The sequence below is a fragment of the Bradyrhizobium cenepequi genome (assembly GCF_020329485.1).
GTDB lineage: Bacteria > Pseudomonadota > Alphaproteobacteria > Rhizobiales > Xanthobacteraceae > Bradyrhizobium > Bradyrhizobium cenepequi.
The window spans coordinates 23,073-44,058 of sequence record NZ_JAGKJI010000038.1; the positions used below are offsets into that span (position 1 = coordinate 23,073).

The 20,986-nt window shown below is 60.9% G+C and carries 21 protein-coding genes; 16 read left to right on the forward strand and 5 right to left on the reverse strand.

What is annotated here, in order from left to right:
* Positions 1 to 200: 200 nt before the first annotated feature.
* Both J6497_RS29940 and J6497_RS41665 read left to right on the forward strand, forming a co-directional pair.
* A complete protein-coding gene (locus J6497_RS29940; RefSeq protein WP_225707841.1) occupies positions 201 to 650 on the forward strand; it encodes a Rieske (2Fe-2S) protein in 450 nt (149 codons plus the stop codon).
* Between the two features lie 269 nt (positions 651 to 919).
* Positions 920 to 1,225: a globin domain-containing protein gene (locus tag J6497_RS41665; RefSeq protein ID WP_312010388.1), complete on the forward strand. Its 306-nt coding sequence runs from the start codon at positions 920 to 922 to the stop codon at positions 1,223 to 1,225.
* 619 nt (positions 1,226 to 1,844) lie between these two features.
* Here the strand turns inward: J6497_RS41665 and J6497_RS29950 are convergent.
* The gene (locus J6497_RS29950; RefSeq protein WP_225707842.1) at positions 1,845 to 2,360 is read right to left on the reverse strand and encodes a hypothetical protein; all 516 of its coding nucleotides are present in this window, start codon (positions 2,358 to 2,360) and stop codon (positions 1,845 to 1,847) included.
* Between the two features lie 344 nt (positions 2,361 to 2,704).
* Here J6497_RS29950 and J6497_RS29960 point away from each other — a divergent pair, with 344 nt between their 5' ends.
* From J6497_RS29960 to J6497_RS29970, 3 genes are all read left to right on the forward strand, one after another.
* The gene (locus tag J6497_RS29960; RefSeq protein ID WP_225707843.1) at positions 2,705 to 3,052 is read left to right on the forward strand and encodes a (2Fe-2S) ferredoxin domain-containing protein; all 348 of its coding nucleotides are present in this window, start codon (positions 2,705 to 2,707) and stop codon (positions 3,050 to 3,052) included.
* A gap of 176 nt (positions 3,053 to 3,228) precedes the next feature.
* Entirely contained in the window at positions 3,229 to 3,402 is a 174-nt protein-coding gene (locus J6497_RS29965; protein ID WP_225707844.1) for a hypothetical protein, read from the forward strand.
* Positions 3,403 to 3,674: 272 nt separating this feature from the next.
* Positions 3,675 to 6,041, forward strand: coding sequence for a penicillin acylase family protein (locus J6497_RS29970; protein WP_225707845.1), 2,367 nt, complete (start codon positions 3,675 to 3,677; stop codon positions 6,039 to 6,041).
* A gap of 709 nt (positions 6,042 to 6,750) precedes the next feature.
* Here the strand turns inward: J6497_RS29970 and J6497_RS29975 are convergent.
* The 4 genes from J6497_RS29975 to J6497_RS29990 all read right to left on the reverse strand — a co-directional run bounded on the left by J6497_RS29975 (position 6,751) and on the right by J6497_RS29990 (position 10,534).
* Positions 6,751 to 7,407 carry a filamentous hemagglutinin family protein gene (locus J6497_RS29975; RefSeq protein ID WP_225707846.1) on the reverse strand — a complete coding sequence of 219 codons (657 nt, stop codon included), beginning with the start codon at positions 7,405 to 7,407 and terminating at the stop codon, positions 6,751 to 6,753.
* Between the two features lie 790 nt (positions 7,408 to 8,197).
* Entirely contained in the window at positions 8,198 to 8,941 is a 744-nt protein-coding gene (locus J6497_RS29980; RefSeq protein WP_225707847.1) for an OmpW/AlkL family protein, read from the reverse strand.
* A 737-nt stretch (positions 8,942 to 9,678) separates the two neighbouring features.
* Positions 9,679 to 10,092, reverse strand: a complete 414-nt coding sequence (locus J6497_RS29985; RefSeq protein WP_225707848.1) for an ArsC/Spx/MgsR family protein — start codon at positions 10,090 to 10,092, stop codon at positions 9,679 to 9,681.
* 7 nt (positions 10,093 to 10,099) lie between these two features.
* Positions 10,100 to 10,534 (reverse strand): response regulator, encoded by a 435-nt coding sequence (locus tag J6497_RS29990; protein WP_225707849.1) that lies wholly within the window; start codon positions 10,532 to 10,534, stop codon positions 10,100 to 10,102.
* Between the two features lie 421 nt (positions 10,535 to 10,955).
* Between J6497_RS29990 and nifH the strand changes: the two genes are divergently transcribed.
* From nifH to J6497_RS30040, 11 genes are all read left to right on the forward strand, one after another.
* Positions 10,956 to 11,840, forward strand: coding sequence for a nitrogenase iron protein (nifH, locus tag J6497_RS29995; protein WP_225707850.1), 885 nt, complete (start codon positions 10,956 to 10,958; stop codon positions 11,838 to 11,840).
* A 124-nt stretch (positions 11,841 to 11,964) separates the two neighbouring features.
* Positions 11,965 to 12,681 (forward strand): nitrogen fixation protein NifQ, encoded by a 717-nt coding sequence (locus tag J6497_RS30000; protein ID WP_225707851.1) that lies wholly within the window; start codon positions 11,965 to 11,967, stop codon positions 12,679 to 12,681.
* A 73-nt stretch (positions 12,682 to 12,754) separates the two neighbouring features.
* On the forward strand, positions 12,755 to 13,204 hold the full coding sequence (gene irrA / locus J6497_RS30005; protein ID WP_225707852.1) for an iron response transcriptional regulator IrrA: 450 nt from the start codon (positions 12,755 to 12,757) through the stop codon (positions 13,202 to 13,204).
* Between the two features lie 165 nt (positions 13,205 to 13,369).
* Positions 13,370 to 14,710, forward strand: a complete 1,341-nt coding sequence (gene nifV / locus J6497_RS30010; RefSeq protein WP_225707853.1) for a homocitrate synthase — start codon at positions 13,370 to 13,372, stop codon at positions 14,708 to 14,710.
* A complete protein-coding gene (gene nifW, locus J6497_RS30015; protein WP_225707854.1) occupies positions 14,707 to 15,048 on the forward strand; it encodes a nitrogenase stabilizing/protective protein NifW in 342 nt (113 codons plus the stop codon). Before nifV ends, nifW begins: the two co-directional genes overlap by 4 nt.
* A 276-nt stretch (positions 15,049 to 15,324) precedes the next feature.
* The gene (locus tag J6497_RS30020) at positions 15,325 to 16,167 is read left to right on the forward strand and encodes an electron transfer flavoprotein subunit beta/FixA family protein (RefSeq protein ID WP_225707855.1); all 843 of its coding nucleotides are present in this window, start codon (positions 15,325 to 15,327) and stop codon (positions 16,165 to 16,167) included.
* A 15-nt stretch (positions 16,168 to 16,182) separates the two neighbouring features.
* The gene (locus tag J6497_RS30025; RefSeq protein ID WP_225707856.1) at positions 16,183 to 17,292 is read left to right on the forward strand and encodes an electron transfer flavoprotein subunit alpha/FixB family protein; all 1,110 of its coding nucleotides are present in this window, start codon (positions 16,183 to 16,185) and stop codon (positions 17,290 to 17,292) included.
* 11 nt (positions 17,293 to 17,303) lie between these two features.
* Complete coding sequence (locus tag J6497_RS30030) at positions 17,304 to 18,611, forward strand: FAD-dependent oxidoreductase (protein WP_225707857.1); 1,308 nt, start codon at positions 17,304 to 17,306, stop codon at positions 18,609 to 18,611.
* Between the two features lie 33 nt (positions 18,612 to 18,644).
* On the forward strand, positions 18,645 to 18,941 hold the full coding sequence (locus J6497_RS30035; RefSeq protein WP_028350609.1) for a ferredoxin family protein: 297 nt from the start codon (positions 18,645 to 18,647) through the stop codon (positions 18,939 to 18,941).
* Positions 18,942 to 19,131: 190 nt separating this feature from the next.
* Positions 19,132 to 19,266, forward strand: a complete 135-nt coding sequence (locus tag J6497_RS41335; protein WP_283845317.1) for a hypothetical protein — start codon at positions 19,132 to 19,134, stop codon at positions 19,264 to 19,266.
* A 27-nt stretch (positions 19,267 to 19,293) separates the two neighbouring features.
* Positions 19,294 to 20,052, forward strand: coding sequence for a glucose 1-dehydrogenase (locus J6497_RS30040; protein WP_225707858.1), 759 nt, complete (start codon positions 19,294 to 19,296; stop codon positions 20,050 to 20,052).
* Positions 20,053 to 20,986: the final 934 nt, after the last annotated feature.

Below are 20,986 nucleotides of genomic sequence, written 5' to 3' on the forward strand. Positions count from 1 at the left end.
TTCCCTGAACGGGACAGTGGTCGAGCTTAGTGAGCGCCCGGCCGGCCTCATGCCGCACCAATGGCTTGATGTTCTCAGCGGCGTCGATGCCTACCAGAGCTGGCCCGGGGACTTGGCGTGCTTCGGCTGACCCGTGCCGCTGTCAATGCCTTTCAGTCAGGAAAACGCGACGACAGCATGAGCGAAGGGAGCACCGCGACATGGGCAGCCAAGAGATTGAGGTGTTCACCGTCTGTCACGCCGATGCAATCGAGCGGGGCGGCGCGCAGGGTTTTAGCCTGTCGCGGATCGACGCGAGCGGCGAGAGCCGGCCGTTTCCGATTGTCGTGGTGCGGACCTTCGACAATGATTATCACGGCTATGTCAACCGCTGCCCGCATGACGGCGTCTGGCTCAACATCGGCTCCGGCGAATTTTTCTCCTCGGACCGCGCCTTTCTCAGATGCGGCCGGCACGGTGCGACCTTCGAGATCGACAGCGGGTTTTGCATCGACGGCCCCTGCAACGGAAAAGCCCTTGAGCCGGTTGCGCTCGCCGTAATCGGCGGCGACGTCTGCCTGTGTGGCGTGAAGCTGGTGGAGGACAACGGATTTCCCGATCCGTTCGAAGACAGCGACGAAACCATGGACATCATGATCCACCCGGATTAACAGGCATGATCTCATGACCCGTGGCTCAGAAGCCCTTTCGGGAAAGCGTCGTCGTTCTCATGAACATCGGTGCAGGCGTGTCGCTGCGTTCGAACTGGAGCGATCAAGGGCCGGGGCACGCCGGCGGAAGTCATCCTGTAGCCCAGCATGAATGAACGGTACGGGGACACTCGAACAGCGAGACGCGCAGCCATTTCGATGTTCGAGCGCATTGGCGGCGTTGCGAGGATCAACCGGCCGGTCGACAGCTCTTATCGCGTAAGGACGCATTGCCCGAAACGGAGATCATTCGCGTCGTGCATCCGGCTGATCGCGGGGGCACCAAGGAGGTGTTCAAGCGCTGGCTCAGCGAATGGACTGGTGGGCCAAAGCTCTATACGCCCGAGAAGGGCCATTCCAGCGGCTGCGCCAGCTCGGTTTTTCTCGTCGGCGGCGCTGAGCTCGACGCCTGGCTCGCCGGCATGTGCGGCGGCATCGCAGGAGACGATCGCCAACGAAATCGCGCGCGCCGAACTCGATTTCGCGCTGTCAACGCTCGCCGACTGCAGGCGCAACCAGGCCGGCAAGCCGTATGATGAAAGGCGGCGGCGCATCCGCAAGACTAGGTGGGGGCGCTAACCTCCCGCTTGCCTTTTCCTTTCCGTTCGCTCTTGGCCTGCGATAAACGCCGGCGTTCTTTAGGAGGATCGGCGGCTGCCTCTCCACATTGCTAAATCCAGAATCGCGTGCGGGCGAGCGCGAGCTGCACGGCTTCACGCCGTCTATGGAGTGACGCAGGCCGGCAAGGGGGCGAACATCGACCTCAGCGCTGCTTGGACGGGTGAAGCCGGGTGCGGGCTTCGCTTCCGATGAGACTGCGCTTGTGGAGGCGCCGAGACCGAGCAGGTGCTCGTGACATCCAAAGCGCTCTTGAGACAAAGAAAGCCCCCGGCGGCCACAACACCGCCGAGGGCTCCGTCTGGGCGGGGTGGGGTGTAGACCCAGACGTAACAGGACCGTTAGGGGATTGAGATAACGATCCTGTATCAGGAGTTCTTGGTTCGCTGGAACCAAGTTGGCCGTGCAGGGAGGGGGAACAATCCTGCGAAGTACAAATCCCAGTCACACGCATCAATTCAAGGGGTATATCCATTGACCGTAGCCTTGGAATCGAGGTCTCCGCCCCGGGAATCAACTGATTGAAGGCGAGCGCCTTCAAGGTGTAGAGCGCGAAGCGCTGGCGCCACTGGCATCGCTGATTGCGGTTTGCCATTGGCGCGAGTGGGGGTACCAGCCGGCTTGGCTTGCTGCCTCGCGCAAGCCGCGCTCGGTGATCACGCGCCTCTCGTCGCAGCGTCGACCGCTCACCCAAAGATGCAGTCGGTTCGCGCCTGATGGTGCCGGTAGGCAATCACCCCTTGCTGCAGCAAAGGCGTCGATCTCATCAGGCGGATCGCCGAAATTGATGGGCTCCTCCAAGAAGACGACAGTCATGACGATCGCTACATCCTTCCGCGAGATAACGTTGCAAGAGCCGGGCCATGCAGAAGGAGGCCGGATTCTTCGGCTATTTTGGATCTCGCTGCGGAAAAGCTGGAGGGCGCGCGTGCCCGGCTTGATGTTTGTCACGTCCGCAACAGAACAGACCGTTGCTGTAGCAAACGTGACAATGACTGGCAGTTGCACGTCGGCAGAATGAGATGGATCGGCGCAGAAGCGCGCGGCGCGCATCTTGGTTCGAAGCTTGCATGGAGAAGCAAGATGGTGGAGCAAGCAAAGCGGGAGCAACGAAAATCGCGATGATGAGACCAGACATTGAAGCCCTGATCAGGAAGGCCTTTCCGGACGCTGTCCATGACTGATCTTGCCGGCGACAGCGATCATTATCGCGCCCGGGTCGTTTCGCGTGTCTTCGCAGGTAAGAGCCCGGGCAAGCAGCATAGATGGTCTTGCGGCGCTCAATGGGAAAATGGGTGATGAGCTTCACGCGCTCGCGCTGAAGACCGCCGTCCCAGGGGCGATGCGCTCGGACTTTTCTCTCTTCAGATGAACCCAATCGATCGCGTGGCAGGCGCATGAACTCAGAAACGGAATTCGAGCTTCCTCAACTCTACAGGCATCACGTCTTTGCCTGCCACGTCCAGCGTCCGCGCACTCATCCGCGCGGCAGCTGCGGCGCTTCCGGCGCACAAGCCCTGTGGGACAGGATGAGCAAGGCGATCGAAGCGCAAGGGCTCACCGATATCGGCTTCACGGCGGCGGGCTGCCTCGGCTTTTGCAACGCCGGTCCCTTGATGGTGGTCTATCCCGACGGCGTCTGGTACCGCCCGACCACGCCTGAGGACATCGACGAAATCATCGAGTCCCATCTCAAGGAAGGCAAACGTGTCGACCGCCTGGTGATGGTGTTGAAGCGGAGCTAAAGGCTCGGTGAGCACCGCTTATGCGGGCTATCAAGTACGGCGCGGCTTATCCGTCCAGCGACTGACGTCTGTCGGAATGTTGGATTACCCTCTTTCGCCAGGATGATGAGTGGTGGTGACCTCACGCCCTTCTTCAAGGAATTCGTGCGCAACACCAGGCCCTTGATCTTATCGGTGTGACCTTCGATTTCATCGTGATCTTCGTGAGATGGATGTTCCTGATCACGGTGCCGCGCTTGATCACCGTGGACGAGCGTTACGCTGTCACCCTAGCGGCGTGCCGAATCCGTGACCTTGATGTCCATGTGGCGCTTTCCGCGACGCGTGCCCGAGATGAGAAGATGACTTAATCGATCACTCCTAACCCAATTCGATCGCGTCCGTCACCTCATGCTGACTCCGCCAATAGTTCGTAGCCAGTTTGGTTCAGCTTACAGATGTAACCATTTCAGTCTGACGAGACATCGTTCGGTAGCGCGTGCCGCCTAATCCTTAGAATGGCTCGCGGGGACGCATGGGCCCCACGCCATCCGTCCGGAAGCTCGCGTTGGTTGCGGACGGATCGCGTTTCAGACCAAGTCGCCGCCATACTCGATCGGTTTGGCGCGCGAAGAGACGAGCAATGGTACGAGGAATACTGCCCCGTTGGGTGGTCAGCGTCGGGGCGGCTTGTGTATGCCTGGTTGCGATCGCCGCCGCAATTGGATGGATGATGCTGCGGGCAAGTCTGCCGGTCCTCGATGGTGTTGTGCGAGGCAGTGGATTGTCTGCTAAGGTGACCGTCGATCGCGATGCGCTTGGGGTACCCACAATCGCCGGTGTCGACCGTGGCGACTTGGCTTATGCAACAGGCTTTGTGCATGCCCAGGATCGTTTCTTCCAAATGGATCTATTGCGCCGGACGGCGGCAGGTGAACTGGCGGAGCTGTTTGGGTCTTCTGCACTCGATCTGGATCGCCGCCACCGATTGCATCAATTCCGAAAGCGTGCAGCTGCCGTGCTTGCAGCCGCGTCTGCGGACGATCGTCGTCTCGTCGAGCGTTATACACGCGGTGTCAATGACGGCTTGCACGCTCTGTCCGTCAAACCATTCGAATACCTTATGCTGCGGATCACACCTTCGTATTGGCGGCCGGAAGATTCCATTCTGGTCATCTATTCAATGTATTTCGAGCTGCAGTACCGGGAACTGGAGTCCACGCTGGCTCGCGCGCTTATGCGTGAACGGTTACCAAACGATATATTTTCGTTTCTGGTACCTGACGTCAGTCACTGGGACGCGCCGCTGGATGAGGCGACAAGTCCAACAATGGAAATGCCCGCGTTGCCGGCAACAAACCCGGATTGGCAGGTCCCTCTTGCGCCTTCTGGTGTCGAAAGCGGCGCGATTGCAGGCAGCAATAGCTGGGCTGTCTCTGGCACCCACAGTCGCGGAAGCGCGGGCTTGATAGCCAACGATATGCACCTTGGCCTGCGGCTGCCGAATATCTGGTACCGTCTATCACTCGTTTATCCCGATGCGCATGGAACGCTCCGTCGTGTCACGGGCGCCAGTCTACCGGGCACGCCGGCCATAATTGTTGGTAGCAACGGCCGAGTTGCTTGGGGTTTCACCAACAGCTCGGGAAACCACCTAGATTTAGTCACCCTCGACGACGATACAATCGGAAGTCTGCGCTATCATGTTCTCGGCGGCGGCTCGGAGGAAGCGGTCCGCGAGGTGGAAAGGATCTCGGTCAAAGGAGGCCCTGCGGTCGATTTACCTGTTGTCAAGACGCGCTGGGGACCGGTCACTCAGCTGGCTAAGAAAACCTATGCCATCCATTGGATAGCTCACGATCAGAATGCGATCAGTCTCCGGTTCCTGCGCATGGAAGATGCCGATAGCGCGATGGCCGCCATCAAGGTCGGCCAAGCAAGCGGCATCCCAACCCAGAACCTCATCGCCGCCGACGCCAGTGGCCACATCGGCTGGACGCTTGCCGGTCCGTTGCCGAGGCGGCTGACACCGACTGACGGGCTTCCGGTCTCCGGTCGCTACGATCGAACTTGGTCCGACTATCTCACACAGGACGAGTATCCAGCAAAACTCGATCCTCCCCTTGGACGCTTGTGGACGGCCAACAACCGCCAACTGAGCGATGCGGATCAGGACAAGATCGGCGGCAAGGATGCGGATCTGGGCGCACGGGCTAGCCAGATCCGCGATGATTTGCTCGCGAGCGATAGCTTTGACGAACGATCATTCTTGGCCATACAACTCGACGATCGCGCGTTGTGGACCAATTTCTGGCGTCAGCTTCTGCTCGATACACTTGATGAGGCGGCGCTGGCGGATCATTCTCGTCGCGCCGAGTTGAAGCTGCTGGTGGCGGAGTGGAATGGCCGCGCTGACGCGGATGCTGTCGGCTACGCACTGGTGCGCAGCTTCTATCGATCGATGTATGACGCATGGTTTGGCGGCCTTGATGCCGAGCTAGGTCGCCTCTATCCGACTGCTAGTTATCGTTTGGCGAGTGGACGCACAGAGGCCGTGATGGAAACGTTGGCCGCACAACACGCATGGGCCCCGCCCGAATTTACCGATTGGCGTGCTTTCGTACTCGATCGGATCGACACGTCCATCGCGCGCATGACACGAAATGGAGCGCGGCTTCAGGACGCGCAATGGGGCCTCACAAACCGGGCCGCGATCGCGCATCCGTTGGCGCGCATTCTGTCGTCGCTCCGGTTATGGCTAGCCGTGCCGCCCGACCCGTTGCCGGGAGACATCAATATGCCACGTGTGCAGGCGCCGGAGTTTGGTGCATCCGAGCGAATGGTGGTGGCAGCGGGTCACGAGGAGACCGGCATTTTTGAGATGCCCGGTGGACAGAGCGGACATCCATTGTCGCCTTTCTTCCTTGCTGGCCACAAGGCATGGGTGCGTGGCGATCCGAGCCCATTTCTGCCTGGTCCCGCGGTTCACCACTTGGTTTTTGAACCCTGACCCCGACGTGACTTGCCTCCACGGCTTCGAAAGATGTCACGAAAGGTTTCGTCGACGCGGTCTATGCGAAGTTGCTCGTCGTCGAGGAAAAGGACGCGTATGGCAACATCGTAGGGCGAGAGCGCCGCCGCTTCGCGAACGCCGCGATGGTCGCCTGCCGGCGGGCTTGGTGCGTCGGTCAGCGCACAGAAGAGAAGAAGGTCCGTGCACCCCAAAAACGGCGAAGAAGCATGATGACCGCTGTTCGATGAGGCCGGTGAAGCGCTCTTCCCGGAGCTGATGGCCGAACTCGACGAAATCAAGAAGACGACAGTTTCAGGCCTCGTTTTCCGGCGGGACCACGCGCACGGTAGATCTCGTACGCCACCGCCCCGGATCACCGAAAAGAAGGATCTCCGCTATCTTCGTGATGTGGTGAAGGAAATCATCCGGTCCGCCGGTCTCCGAGGAGAACTGTCGTTCACATCGTTCCGCCGTGGTGGCTTTACTGAGGGAGCCGACAGCGACCTCCCGGATGCTGAATTGCGCGCAGCCGGGCGGCACCGGTCCTCGAGGGCACGATCATAGTCCTTTATTCCTGGGGGGAACCTTGCCTCACCGACCGGTTCTATGGCGAGCCGATATTCTTCCTTTCTTCTTCAGTCAGCACTTTCATTTGCGCATCCGTCAGCGGACCATTGCCAACCAATTGAAGTGGGCTATCGGTGTTTTAGCTGTGCTGATCCGGCATTTTGCGTTGTTGTCCCTGATCATTGGATGCTGGTTCATCGCTTCCGCCGGCTCCGCCGAAGCCGAGAAACTCGACGAGGATGATCGAGGGCCGGTCGCCGCCCTCCGGCTGCGCCGGTGTCGCGACCTGTTGGATGGCGCCGGTGGTGTTGTTCGCCGTCAGCGCGGCGTTGACATTGGGGACCGCGACGGTCGGAATGCCGACCGTGACGCCCTGCACCTGGACGTTGAAGGTGTTGAGCACCAGCAGCGCTGCCACATTGAGGTCGCCCGAGAACCGTCCCCCTGCTGCGCCAAAATCGACGCTGCCGCGCGGGGCCATCAGATTGCCCCGGCCAGGCGGAACATCCGGCAGCGACTGCAAGGTCGCGATGCCGGCGCCGCGACCGGCATCGAGATTGCCGTTCGAGCTCCACATGATGATATCGCCGCCCTGCTCGGTGAAGATGCGGCTTTGCGCCACCAGCACGTCGCAGTCGGTGAAGGTTGCGATGTTGCCGCGTTCCAGCGTGATGATGCCTTCCGAGGCCGGATCGACGGCCGGCGCGGCGGCAGATGAGCCGACGAGCACGCGACCGCCCGGCGCGAGGATCGAAATATCGCCGCCACGCTGGGTCTGGATCGTGGACCCGCGCATGTCGAGATTGCCGGTGGCTACGAGCGTGTTGGCGCCGTTGGCGCCGCCCTCGAGACTGTTTGCGGTATAGCCATAAGCCGCTGGAAAGAGGGTGTTGATGGCCTGATAGCCGCGCGCGTATTGATGGTAGTAGGCGCTGCCGGCGTCGTTGTAGTCCTTGCCGGTGCGGTCGAGGATCGCGAAGAAGACCTGTGTGGCAATGAGGTTGCGGCGCGCTTCCGGCAGATCCTGGTAGGCTGCCCAAGCCCTGTCAGGCGTGAACGCGGCCGCCTTGCCGATGCTCTGCTCGTAAGAGGCACCGCCGCCGCGAACGCATCGAGAAACTCGGTGGTGCTTGCCATGGCCGGGTCGAGATAGGCCGCAGCGAAGGCGGCGTAGTTAACGCCCTTGCCGACCCCGGCCAACACGGTGACCGAAGCGCCCTCGGTCGGAAGGAATGGATTTCCAAAGCCGGGCGACTGCACAGCCGGCTGATACGGGGAGAAGAGACTGGCGGAGGCGTCGATCGCGTTTCCAAGCGTGCGGATGCCGCTTTCCGGAAAGCTCGCGAGACGCTGCGATGGGAAATCGACGTTGCCCCCAGCCTGGACGATCAAATTTCCGGGCCCGGCGAGTTCGATGTTCGGCTTCGCGCCGACCGACACCAGGGGATCGAAGCGAATATCGCCGCGAATGCGGCGCCGGGCCCGGCTCCGGCGCCGAGAGAGATGACGCTTCTTCGAATCGTCAGCTCGCTCGATCTTTTTGTTTGAGCAAACCGGTTTCCACTTTTCCGGATCGTGCTCTTGCGTCAGAACTTGTAGGTGATGCCACCGCCGACCAGCCATGGGTCGATATTGGCGCGCCCGGTGACGGGAATCGCGTTGTTGACGGTCGCCGAATAATCGGGCCGCAGCCACAACTTCTTCACGTCAACGTTGAGCCCCCGGTGACGGTCGAGCATGTAGTCGAAGCCGAATTGGACCGCGGCGCCAACCTGGTTGCTGATGTGCAAATCCGTCACCGCCAGGCCGGCAAACGGCGTATTGGCTGCAGACTGGTTGAAGAATACGGTGTAGTTGATGCCAGCGCCGATATACGGCTTGAACGCGCCGAAATCGGTGAAGTGATATTGCAGCGTCAGCGTCGGCGGCAACAGCCAAGCTTTGCCGATCTCGAGCCCGTCGAGCGTCCCGGTGCCGCTGATGTGATGCCTGGTCACGCCGAGAATGAGTTCGGCGGCGATGTTCGGAGTGAAGAAATAGGAGATGTCGAGCTCCGGGATGACTTGATCGCTGATCGAGAGGCCCGAATTCGACGACGACAGGAGCGGTACACCGGCGACATTGACCGAGCTGCCTCGGGCATCCGGCAATACGCCAAGCACGCGCAGGCGGATCATCCAGGGATTGAAGGGGTCGACCGGCGGCGGCGCCTTCGCCTTGTAGACCGGCGCCGCCGCCAGATCCGCAGCCTGTACCGACATGGCGGCCCCACCGAACGCCGCCGCGAGCACGAGCAGCGACGCCGTTATTAGAATTGTTCTTGCTCTCATCACGTTCTCCATTCCCAAGTCCGCGCGAGGAGTCGCGCGACGCCTCTGTCACACCACAAGCGGGATGGCGAAGGATCTGATGCGGATCAAATCGGGCGGGTCATGGCGCGATTAAGTCGCCGCGTTGCAAAAGGATCACGGTCTTCGAGCGTGATGACTTTTCTTCGAATCGTCATCCGCTCAATATCTTGTTGAGCATGATCTTTTCGGAAGAACCGGTTTCCACGTTTGAAGGATCATGCTCTGATGCAATCCAGCCGCATCGGAACGCGCGATCCAACATCCTGCGAAGCTGCGCCGCCTGTCATGCTCCGCGCATGCGCAGGAGAGATCGTATTTGCGCGAAGCGCAAATACGCGGCGCAGTTCAGGATGCGACCGGCGTATTGCCGAAGAGTTTTGTCAACTTATAAGTTTGCGAACGACGCTATCGTGTCAATATATGGATTGACGCAAGGGATAGCTGCTCAGGAGCGACCGGCACTTCGATGCTGCGCGGTGAGCCGGGCTGCCGCCTCATGAGAGCCGCGCGTTCAAGGGTCAAGACCTCTGGTGGACGGACGGCGGGACACCCGAAGCGCCGTTGAATCTGCCATTCATGCACGCGCGTGTAGAGCCCCCGACCGTCTTCAGCGCGAGCTTTGCTCCTCGCGCCCCGTGAAGAACGACGAGCGGGGAAAACTTCGTTAACTTGCCTCTCGGTAACTTGCCTCTCGGTGGAGCTACGAGTTCTGCAGCTCACCCGCTCGGGCAGTGCCTCCCAGTTCCCTCGCGCGAGCATCCCTCGAGATCATGTTGCATGCTCCGCCCAAGCAGCGACAGCACGGGTTCATGATCGAATCCCGCGCATCTTGCGCTGTCGGCGTTGATCAGCGGGCGCCTTATCAGGAACGGGTCGCCCAGCATCAGCGCGAGTGCGCTCGCCGCGTTGCTTGTGTCGGGATTGATTTCGCCTGACTTGATGCGGGGCGCGGCGCGGTTGAACCAGGATGCGACCGGCGTATTGCCGAAGAAGCGGCGCAGTTCCTCCGCACGCCACGGTTCCTTCAAGATATCCCTGGCTATCACGTGGTGGCCCGCGGCCTTCAGCGCCTGCATCTGGCGCGCGTTGGTGGCGCAGCCGGGCTTTTGATAGAAGACGATCGTCGCCATGGCGCGCCTATTTGAGCACGCTGAGCTGCACGATCGGCGCGGCGCCGCCGCGTTCGAGAATCGTATCGACCTTCTTGCCGACGGCTTCCAAGGTCAGCGGCTTGACCAGCACGCCGTGCGCGCCGGCCTTGATGCCTTCGACCGCGGTGGCCTCGTCGGATTTGTCGCAGACGATCAGGATCCGAACGTCGGAAAAATGAGCCGCCAATTCGCCGATCAGGGTCGGCCCCTTTTGCTTCAAAAAGGAGGCGCCGAGCAGCACCACATGCGGTTTCAACCAATCGACGCCCCTGGCAAAAGCCTCTTCCGGCGTTGCAAGCTCGTGCGTCTCAATCTCGTCGTGCAGCATGAATTGCAGGGCCGCGCGGGTGATGTCGTCATCATGGACCACGAACACCCGTCGCAGGTCCACCGCTTTCGACGTTTCGACACCGATCTGCACTGTCGCTCTCCTGAAAATCGCGCCGACAAAGCGGCTTGCAAGAGCGATTTGCAATTTCCGTTCCGCGCATGAACGCGTCGAAATGGCCCGCGCCAAGCCGGCTTTTGCCCGTTTGATGCTTGGGATCCTTGTCCGGCTTCTGACAGCGGCACAAATCCTGTCACGTTCAAAACACCTGGTTTCATTCGCCGGCTTGCGAGTTTTTCAAAGCGTAATCAGAAGCTTAGAAGAGCGCAAACAGGGTTGGCACGGCGGTTGCTCTTAGGATGCAGCAACACTGAGTGAGGGCTGAGTGCACGCTGACGCGCAAGACGAGCGATGCTCTCCTTCCCTTGAACCCGCGTGCCTCGTTTCTGAGCGAGAAACAAGCTCGCGCGTGAGTTGCGCGCAATCTTTGGCAAATCGGTTGATGGAGAGCAACATGTCTTCACTGAGACAAATCGCGTTCTACGGCAAGGGCGGCATCGGCAAATCGACCACCTCGCAGAACACGCTGGCGGCGCTGGCCGACATGGGTCACAAGATCCTGATCGTAGGCTGCGATCCCAAGGCGGATTCGACCCGCCTGATCCTGCACGCCAAGGCGCAGGACACGATTTTGAGCCTGGCGGCGAGTGCCGGCAGCGTCGAGGACCTCGAAATCGAGGACGTGATGAAGATCGGCTATAAAGACATCCACTGTGTTGAGTCGGGTGGTCCGGAGCCGGGCGTCGGCTGCGCCGGCCGCGGCGTCATCACCTCGATCAACTTCCTGGAAGAGAACGGCGCCTATGAAAACAAAGACTACGTCTCCTACGATGTGCTCGGCGATGTCGTCTGCGGCGGTTTTGCGATGCCGATCCGCGAGAACAAGGCGCAGGAGATCTACATCGTCATGTCTGGCGAGATGATGGCAATGTATGCCGCCAACAACATTTCCAAGGGCATCCTGAAATATGCCAGCTCTGGCGGCGTGCGGCTCGGCGGCCTGATCTGCAACGAGCGGCAGACCGATAAGGAGCTGGAACTGGCGGAGGCGCTGGCCAAGAAGCTCGGCACCAAGCTGATCTATTTCGTGCCGCGCGACAACGTCGTGCAGCATGCGGAGCTGCGTCGCATGACCGTGCTGGAGTATGCGCCGCACTCCCAGCAGGCCGATCACTATCGCAATCTCGCGACCAAGATCCACAACAATGGCGGCAAGGGCATCATCCCGACCCCGATCTCCATGGATGAGCTCGAGGACATGCTGATGGAGCACGGCATCATGAAGGCGGTTGACGAGTCCATCATCGGCAAGACCGCCGCCGAACTCGCCGCCGAGTAAAGGGCACATCGATGAAGGCCGGCCTTCCCATGCTCAATAAGGAAGGCCGGCGTTCCAGCGAAAGATCTCGCGACATCACGATGCAGCGGAGCATACTTGATCACGGTGGAAAGGTCGGCAATCCATGTTCGAAGCGCAATTCTTTCCGCTTATGGCTGCCAGAGCGACTGATGCGAACGGCGAGCGGCATAGGGGAATTGCGACCTACCGCCTGCTCACTGGAGCGCACCCCGCAGATGCCGACATAACCAGTGATAGCAATTTCGATCGCCACGTGCTAGCGTCCAGTCTGGCGGCCGCCACGATGGATGGTTGTCTGGTTTCCGAGAAAGCCGGCCTGTCCAGCCACGAGCTAGCGGCGTTGCTGGAGCAGCACTTCCCGTCGATTCGGATCAAAGCCGAGCAGTTGCTTTGGCCTTTCGAGCCCAATGAGAGCGAGGAGGTCGCAATGTTGCGCGATCTCTTGCTCGCGCAACGATCGACCGAAGGGAACATCGGCAAGTGGCTGGCTGCGATGATTGCACGTCGCGCGATCGAGCCAAATCACTTGTGGGAAGATCTCGGATTGCGCGATCGTGGCGAACTATCCCGGCTCCTAAGCCGCCATTTCGCACCGCTCGCCGCGCGCAATGTCAACAATATGCGCTGGAAGCGCTTCTTCTATCGCACGCTGTGCGAGGACGACGGCCTCGTGATGTGCACAACGCCGGTGTGCACGCAATGCAACGACTTCGACCTCTGCTTTGGCGATGAAAGCGGCGAGAGCCGGATGGCCGAGCGCCGGCGCGGCGTTCTATTGCAGGCGGCTGCGCCGGTTGCGGCCGGCGGCCGGCCTATGTGAGCGACCCCTGATGAATCGTCCGTTGGCCAGACTTCCGACCGATGACCGCGCAGGTAGCGCTGGCTTCGACGAGGTGCAGCTGGATGCGGCCGATCCCCATTTCGGCGGGCAATGTCCCGATGCCGGCTGCAAGAATCTGTTGCTCAAAGCCGGGCTGCGCCCGACGCGCCAGCGCGTGATGTTAAGCGAGCTGTTGGTTGTCAGGGGCGAGCGGCATGTCACCGCAGAGATGCTGTTTAGCGAGGCACGCCACGCCGGCTTTCCGGTCTCGCAGACTACTGTCTACAAGATTTTGAATCGGTTCACGCAAGCGGGCCTGTTGCGCCGGGTCGCTCCCTACGGGTCGCGATCGTTTTTCGACACCAACACCACGCCGCATCCGCATTATTATCTGCAACGAGAGGATATCTTGCTCGATATTCCCGAAGCGGATCTCCTCCTTGTGAATGTGCCCGAGCCGCTGCCGGGCCACGACGTCTCCCGCGTCGATCTGATCATCCATCTGAGCCGCAAGCCGAGTTGATGCCAACCCATCGCGGCAAGCCGGCGCGTCGACTTTGCCACGCTGTCGCGTTTGCGACAATCCGATTGTGCCGAAAACTGGCGCCTGTTCAATAGCTTGAGGCGGGTGCCGAGGTGGCATGCGGGTTGCTCAAGGCGTTATCTTTGCCAAGGACAAGGAGCTCCCATGGTCGCCGCCACCTGCGCAAATCCGTCATGGTCCGAGACGGCATGGGGAAGTCCGATCGTGCTCAATGACACGACGCTGCGCGACGGCGAACAGGCGCCTGGCGTTGCCTTCACCACGGACGAAAAGATGGTGATCGCGCAAGCGCTGGCGCAGGCCGGCGTCACCGAGATCGAAGCGGGGACGCCCGCGATGGGCCGTGAAGAGATCGCTGCCATCCGCGCCATTGTCGAGGCCGGTCTCCCGCTCACCACCATCGGCTGGTGCCGGATGCGTGAAGCCGATGTCGATGCGGCAATCGAGGCCAAGGTGTCGATGGTCAATGTCTCGACCCCGGCCTCTGACGTGCAGATTGCCGCCAAGCTTGGCGGTGACCGCGAGCTGGCGCTGGAGCAGGTGAGGCGGGTGGTCAGTTATGCCCGCGAGCGGGGGCTTGAGGTTGCCGTCGGCGGCGAGGACTCCTCCCGCGCTGATATCGATTTTCTCATCACGCTGATCGCCACCGCAAAAGCCGTGGGCGCACGGCGCTTTCGCATTGCCGATACGCTCAGCGTGCTCGATCCGGACTCCACCTATGCGCTGATCGCTCGTTTGCGCGCGACCACCGATCTCGAGCTCGAATTTCACGGCCATGACGATCTCGGGCTCGCGACCGCCAATACGCTCGCCGCCATCAAGGGTGGCGCGAGCCACGCCTCGGTGACCGTCATCGGGCTCGGAGAGCGGGCGGGCAATGCGCCGCTGGAAGAAGTCGCGGTCGCGCTCAAACAGCTCTACGGGCGCGACACGGGCATTGTGCTGCCGGAGCTCCAGAACGTCGCCACGGTGGTGGCAGCCGCGGCTGCACGTGCGATTCCTCTGAACAAGGCGATCGTTGGGGAGCATGTGTTCACCCACGAATCCGGCATTCATGTCCATGGTTTATTGAAGGATCAACGCACATACCAGTCGCTCGATCCCCATTTGCTTGGCCGCTCCAACCGCATTGTGATCGGCAAACATTCCGGGCTGTCCGCGATCACGACGCTGCTTGACCAATTGCAGCTCGCCGCCAGCGCCGAGGAGGCAAAACACATCCTGTCGCGGGTGCGAAAACATGCCCTCCAGCACAAGCGGCCGGTCGCGCGCGAGACGGTGGTAGCGATCTGGCGGGATGTCTGCGAACCAAACTGCCGCCGCGCCGCGGAATCCCTCGCTGCTCGCGCTGATCCGCAAAGACATAGGCTGTGTGGGCCATACACAGCGTCGCCTGCGCGAAACGGCGTCGCAGGGGACATGACCAGGCAGTGCCGGGTCCCGACCACAGGTCGGCCGCCTAACCCAAGGGAGATTCTTCGATGAGCAACGCACAGGCGGCAGCCGGCATCCTGGATCAGCTCAACAAGGCCTCTTCGGCCGAAGATTTTTTTGCGCTGCTTGGCGTCGATTACGACCCCAAGATCGTCAATGTCGCGCGCCTGCATATCTTAAAGCGCATGGGGCAATATCTCGCCAAGGAACAATTCGAAGGTAGCACGGAGGCCGAGGTCACGGCGCGGTGCAAGGCGGTGCTGGAGCAGGCTTATGCCGATTTCGTGGCGTCCTCGCCGATCGACCAGCGGGTGTTCAAGGTCTTGAAGGATGCGGTCGCGGAGCCCCAGAAACCGGCGGCCTTCGTGCCGTTGAGCTCGCTGAAATAGCCTCACGTATCAGTTCAGGTCAAGCCACGTCGGTGCGGCGCGTTGCGCCATATTCCTCTTCATACAGATCAACTCTGTAAAGCCACGCGCGAGGCGGCGCTGTCGCATTCCCGACGTATGTCGGAATTGTATTGTCAGCGATTTAGCGGTCATGTTGGCCAATTTCTCTCAGATCATTGGTTTGATGCCTGATTTTCAATGGCGCCCCAACTGGTACGACACTTGCTGTTATCCTGCCAGTCCACGCAACAAGTCCACGCTAATTCTGGAGAGCGCATGCACAGTGTCGTCTGCATCAAGCAGGTCCCCGACCCCGCACAGATCCGCGTGCACCCCGTGACCGACACAATCGTGCGTAAGGGCGTGCCGACCAAGATCAACCCTTACGACCTGTTCGCGCTGGGAGCCGCGCTCGAATTGCGTGACAAGTTCGGCGGCGAGATCACCGTGCTCACCATGGGGCCGCCTTCGGCCGAGGACTCCCTGCGCAAGGCGCTCACCTTCGGCGCCGACCGCGCGGTGCTACTCACCGACAGCTTCTTTGCCGGCGTCGACACGCTGGCCACGACTTACGTGCTCGCGACCGCGATCCGGAAGATCGGTGAGACGTTCTGTAGGCCCGATATCATCATCACTGGCAATGAGAGCATCGACCGCGAGACTGCCGAGGTCGGGCCTGGCATCGCCAAGCGGCTCGGCTTGTTGAAGCTCACCTATGTCGCCAAAATCGTCGGGCTCGATCTCATCTCCCGCACGATTGAAGCAGAGTGCCGCGCCGAAGGCGGAGTGCAGGTGTTGCGCACAAAGCTGCCCTGCCTGATCAGCATGCTGGAAGCGAACAACCAGACTCGGCGTGGCGTCGTGACCGACGTCCTGCCCGCGGGGCGGGCGCCGATTGTGAAATGGAGCGCGCAGGAGGCGGTGGTCGAGGACATCTCGAAATGCGGCGCGCCCGGCTCGCCGACCATCGTCAAGCGCGTCTTTGCGCCGTCGCCGGGCTCGGAGAAGGCGGGGCTGGTGGAAGCCGCCGAACAGCCGACGAAGGTGCTGATGAAACCCATCTTGAATAGCCAACCTAGGCTAGAGACCGATCTTGTGGCGCAGGCGCGCGGGTTCTAAGGGGAATTCAAAGCTATGAGCAACATCACCAAAGCTCCCACGCCGGCCGCGGGCGGCCGCGCAGGAGCTAAAAAAGAGTTGTCGGAGCACTTTAAGGCCTACAAGCATATCTGGGTCTTCGTCGAGCAGGAGCGCGGCCAGGTGCATCCCGTCTCCTTCGAACTCCTGGGTGCGGGCCGCAAGCTTGCCGACAAGCTGAAGGTTGATCTCGCCGCGGTTGTCATCGGCCCGGAGGGCGAGGCCACGCGCAACGCCGCGCTCGAATCCTTCTGCTACGGCGCCGACCTGACCTATCTCGTGACCGATAATGTGCTGTCGGAGTATCGCAACGAGTCCTACACCAAGGCGCTGACCGATCTCGTCAACACCTATAAGCCAGAGATCCTGCTGCTCGGCGCCACCACGCTCGGTCGCGATCTTGCGGGCTCGGTAGCCACCACGCTACTGACGGGTCTCACCGCCGACTGCACCGAGCTCGACGTCGACGCGGATGGTTCGCTTGCGGCCACGCGTCCAACTTTTGGCGGATCACTGCTTTGCACGATCTACACCTTGAATTACCGGCCGCAGATGGCAACCGTCCGCCCGCGCGTGATGCCGATGCCAGAGCGTGTCGCGCGCGATGCCGCCCGCATCATCATCCATCCGCTCCACCTGGTCGAAGAAGACATCGTCACCAAGGTGCTGTCCTTCGTGCCGGACCGTGATTCCGCCAAATCCAATCTCGCCTATGCCGACGTCGTCGTCGCCGGTGGGCTGGGGCTGGGCTCGCCGGAGAGTTTCCAGCTGGTACGGCAGCTCGCCGCCGTGCTCGGCGCCGAATATGGCTGTTCGCGTCCGCTGGTGCAAAAGGGCTGGGTCACCTCCGACCGGCAGATCGGCCAGACGGGCAAGACCATCCGGCCAAAGCTCTATATCGCCGCAGGCATTTCCGGCGCGATCCAGCATCGGGTCGGGGTGGAGGGCGCCGATCTGATCGTCGCCATCAATACCGACAAGAACGCGCCGATCTTTGACTTTGCCCATATCGGCATCGTCAACGACGCTATGCACTTGTTACCGGCGCTGACAGCCGCATTTCGTGCACGGCTTTCGCCGCACTCGCGCGACCGGCTCGCGAGCTAGAGGAGGTTGTTATGATCGAGGAGAAGTTCGATGCAATCGTGGTCGGCGCCGGCATGTCGGGCAACGCGGCGGCGCTGGCCATGGCCAAACGCGGCATGAAGGTGCTGCAGCTCGAGCGCGGCGAATATGCCGGATCGAAGAATGTCCAGGGCGCCATCCTCTATGCCGACATGCTCGAAAAGCTGATACCGGACTTCCGCGATGACGCGCCGCTCGAACGTCATCTGGTCGAGCAACGGTTCTGGATGATGGACGATCGCTCCCATGTCGGCGTGCACTACCGCTCCGAAGACTTCAACGAGGAACGGCCGAACCGGTACACGATTATCCGCGCGCAGTTCGACAAATGGTTCTCCTCGAAAGTGCGCGAGGCCGGCGCGACCGTGCTGTGCGAGACCACCGTCACTGAGCTCGCGCAGGACGCCCATGGAAAAGTCATCGGTGTTCGTACAGATCGCCGCGACGGCGAAATCCACGCAGATGTTGTGGTGCTGGCCGAAGGCGTTAATGGCCTGCTCGGTACGCGTGGGCGCCTACGCGAGCGGCCCGAGCCTGACAAGGTGGCACTCGCGGTTAAGGAAATGCACTTTTTGCCGCGTGAGACCATCGAAGCCCATTTCAATCTCAAGGGCGACGAAGGGGTCGTCATCGAAGCGGCCGGCACGATTTCCCGTGGCATGACCGGAATGGGCTTCATCTATGCCAATAAGGAGTGCATCTCGGTCGGCATCGGCTGTCTTGTCGCGGACTTTCAGCGCACCGGAGAGACGCCATACGGGCTGCTCGATCGCTTCAAGCGTCACCCATCCGTGGCGCCGCTGATAGAGGGCTCGGAAGTCAAGGAGTACTCAGCGCACCTCATCCCTGAAGGCGGCTACAAGGCAATCCCGCAGCTCTATGGCGAGGGCTGGGTGGTGGTGGGCGATGCGGCGCAGCTCAACAACGCCATTCATCGCGAGGGCTCTAACCTCGCGATGACCTCGGGCCGCATTGCGGCGGAAGCTATCGTCCAGGTGAAATCGCGGCGCCATCCCATGACCGCGGCAAATCTGTCGCTCTACAAGAAGATGCTGGACGACTCCTTTGTGATGAGGGATCTCAAGAAGCACAAGGATATGCCAATGCTGATGCATACCAACTCGAAAAACTTCTTTCTCACGTATCCCCAGCTCGTCTCCAGGGCGATGCAGAACTATGTACGCGTCGACGGTACGCCGAAGGCTGAGAAAGAGAAGGTGACATTGAAATCCTTTGTCAATGCGCGGTCATGGACCGGTTTAGTTGGCGATGCGTTCCGCCTCGCCCGCGCTTGGCGCTAAGCAGGCCAAAATCGAAGCCAAGGAAGCTGAAGTATGAATGTCGAGACATCAGTGCGCGTCGAGGACAAGCTGTTCTATAACCGCTATCTCGTCGACGTCGGTCGTCCCCACATCAAAGTGCGCGCACACACGAAGCCATCGCCGCAGCTGCTTGCACTTTTGAAGGTCTGCCCGGCACGTTGCTATGAGCTCAACGACAAGGGGCAGGTCGAGGTCACCGTCGACGGCTGTATCGAGTGCGGCACCTGCCGCGTCATCGGCGAGCCCACCGGCGACATCGAATGGAGCTATCCGCGTGGCGGATATGGGGTGTTGTTCAAGTTTGGGTGAGGGCTGAACGAAAGGCGGCGTATGTTCGCCGTTGATTGAGTCGATCTCACGACAGATCGGTTCGCCTCGCACCGCTTGCGCGGAGAGACCGAAATTCGAGCAAGGCTCGAACTTTGGGGGGCCCCCGGCATCGAGACAGCCTCCATGTCCCTCGATCAGGCGTCCGGCCAAGTCGGCGAAGGACGAACTGATGGAATACCATCAGGAGTTCTTCTCGGGCGACAAGGCGCGCCTGGTTTCGGGCGGCGAGATCGTCAAGGTGTTCAGTTTGCGTTTGAGCGAGAAAGATGGGCTCGAGCTGATCGCCCCGCTGCACCGCCACTGATCAACGGAGCGAAGCAAGGATCATGTCATGGGACGTGTGAACGAAAAGGTCATTCTGGTGACCGGCGGAGCTCGCGGGATGGGTGCAGCTCATGCGCGCCTGCTGGTAGCTGAGGGCGCCAGGGTCGTAATCACTGATATTCTTCATACAGAGGGAGAGACTCTCGCGGCTGAACTAGGCAGTTCCGCCATCTATGTGCGTCAGGACGTCACTCAGCCGGAGGAGTGGGCCAGGGCGGTCGCGACCGCCGAGAGCAGCTTCGGCGCGCTGCACGGGCTGGTTAACAATGCTGGCATCGCCAGCATGGCCCCGATCGAGCAGTTCCCGCTCGATCAGTGGAACAAGACCATTGCCGTCAATTTAACCGGTGCGTTTCTCGGAATGCAGGCGGCCCTGCCGGCAATCCGGCGCGTGGGCGGAGGTTCGATCGTCAACATCTCGTCCGTCGATGGGCTGCGGGGCGCTGCCGGGCTTCATGCCTATGTCGCTTCCAAGTTCGGCGTGCGGGGCATAACCAAATCTGCTGCGCTGGAGGCCGCGGCCTCCTGCGTCCGCGTCAACTCGATCCATCCCGGCTTCATCACCACGCCGATGACCGAGAGCTTCGATCCCTCCCTTTTCCCCATTCCACTGGGACGGGCAGGCTGGCCGCAGGAAGTATCGCAGGCAGTCTTGTTCCTGCTCAGCGACGAGTCCAGTTACCTTACCGGTTCCGAGATCGTCATCGATGGCGGTCTGACGACCGGCGTCCCGCACAAATGGCAGGGTCCCGAGAATATCTTTTGATGAACACCAACTGATCGTCCAAACCAGGACAACAAGACGGCGTGGTTCGTCGTCTCAGCTCTCGGGATCTTCGGACCCGGTATCGCCAACGGTAACGTCTCCGGCGGGCAGCAGTTGCGCGCCAGCGCAGCCGCGGGCACCCTCGACGCGCGAAGAGTGCTTGCAGCTGGAGCAGGCGGAGCTGTTTAGCGGGCGCCGCACTCGGTGTGCGGCGAATAGACCAGGTTCTGCCTACGCTGGAGCAGGCCGACGCTCTACCAAAAAGGCGATTGATGAGAACGACGCGTCTGTTGAACAAGTCGATGAACCAGCGCTTTGTGGATGGTACAGAGCAATGGGCGCTGTGGGTTCTGATGTGCTTAGATGGGCTGCAGCGTAGGCAGCGGGATCAGCTTTGCGAGCTTGCGTAGGTTCTGGGCGTGGCAGCCAGGAGCAACTCGTCTCGAGAGCAGTGTCGCTCATCGATCACAGCGTCCCAGTGGAAGCCCGCACCTTGCCAGCCGGGCAGATGTACACGCCGCTTTGTTGGTCATAGTGAATTCTTCGCGCGAGAAGGGTGCCGTCCGTACGGACCGATTTATCGAACACTGGAATGTGCGGTTCGAATCGACCACTCCTCGGCCAATCACCCAAGCATCTCCGCTGACCAGTACGCCCTATCGGGGACAACGCGCTCGGAATCCAGCTCAATGGGTTTCAGTGCGTTCGATCATGGTGCGCAAGTAGTTCGGGACCAATAGAGGGCCACCCGGTAAAGCTGTAGAACGGGGCTAGGCGCGTGCCGCCGGAATGCCGCGCCAAGGAGAGGCGCATTTTCCCCTGGTTCGCCGGGCGCGGATGGCGCTCCGTGACGGGTAGGGAGTTGCGCGCAAGTGACGGTCAGCCGGATAGAGGCTGACGAGATTGGAAAACAGAATGAGCGAAACAGACCTGC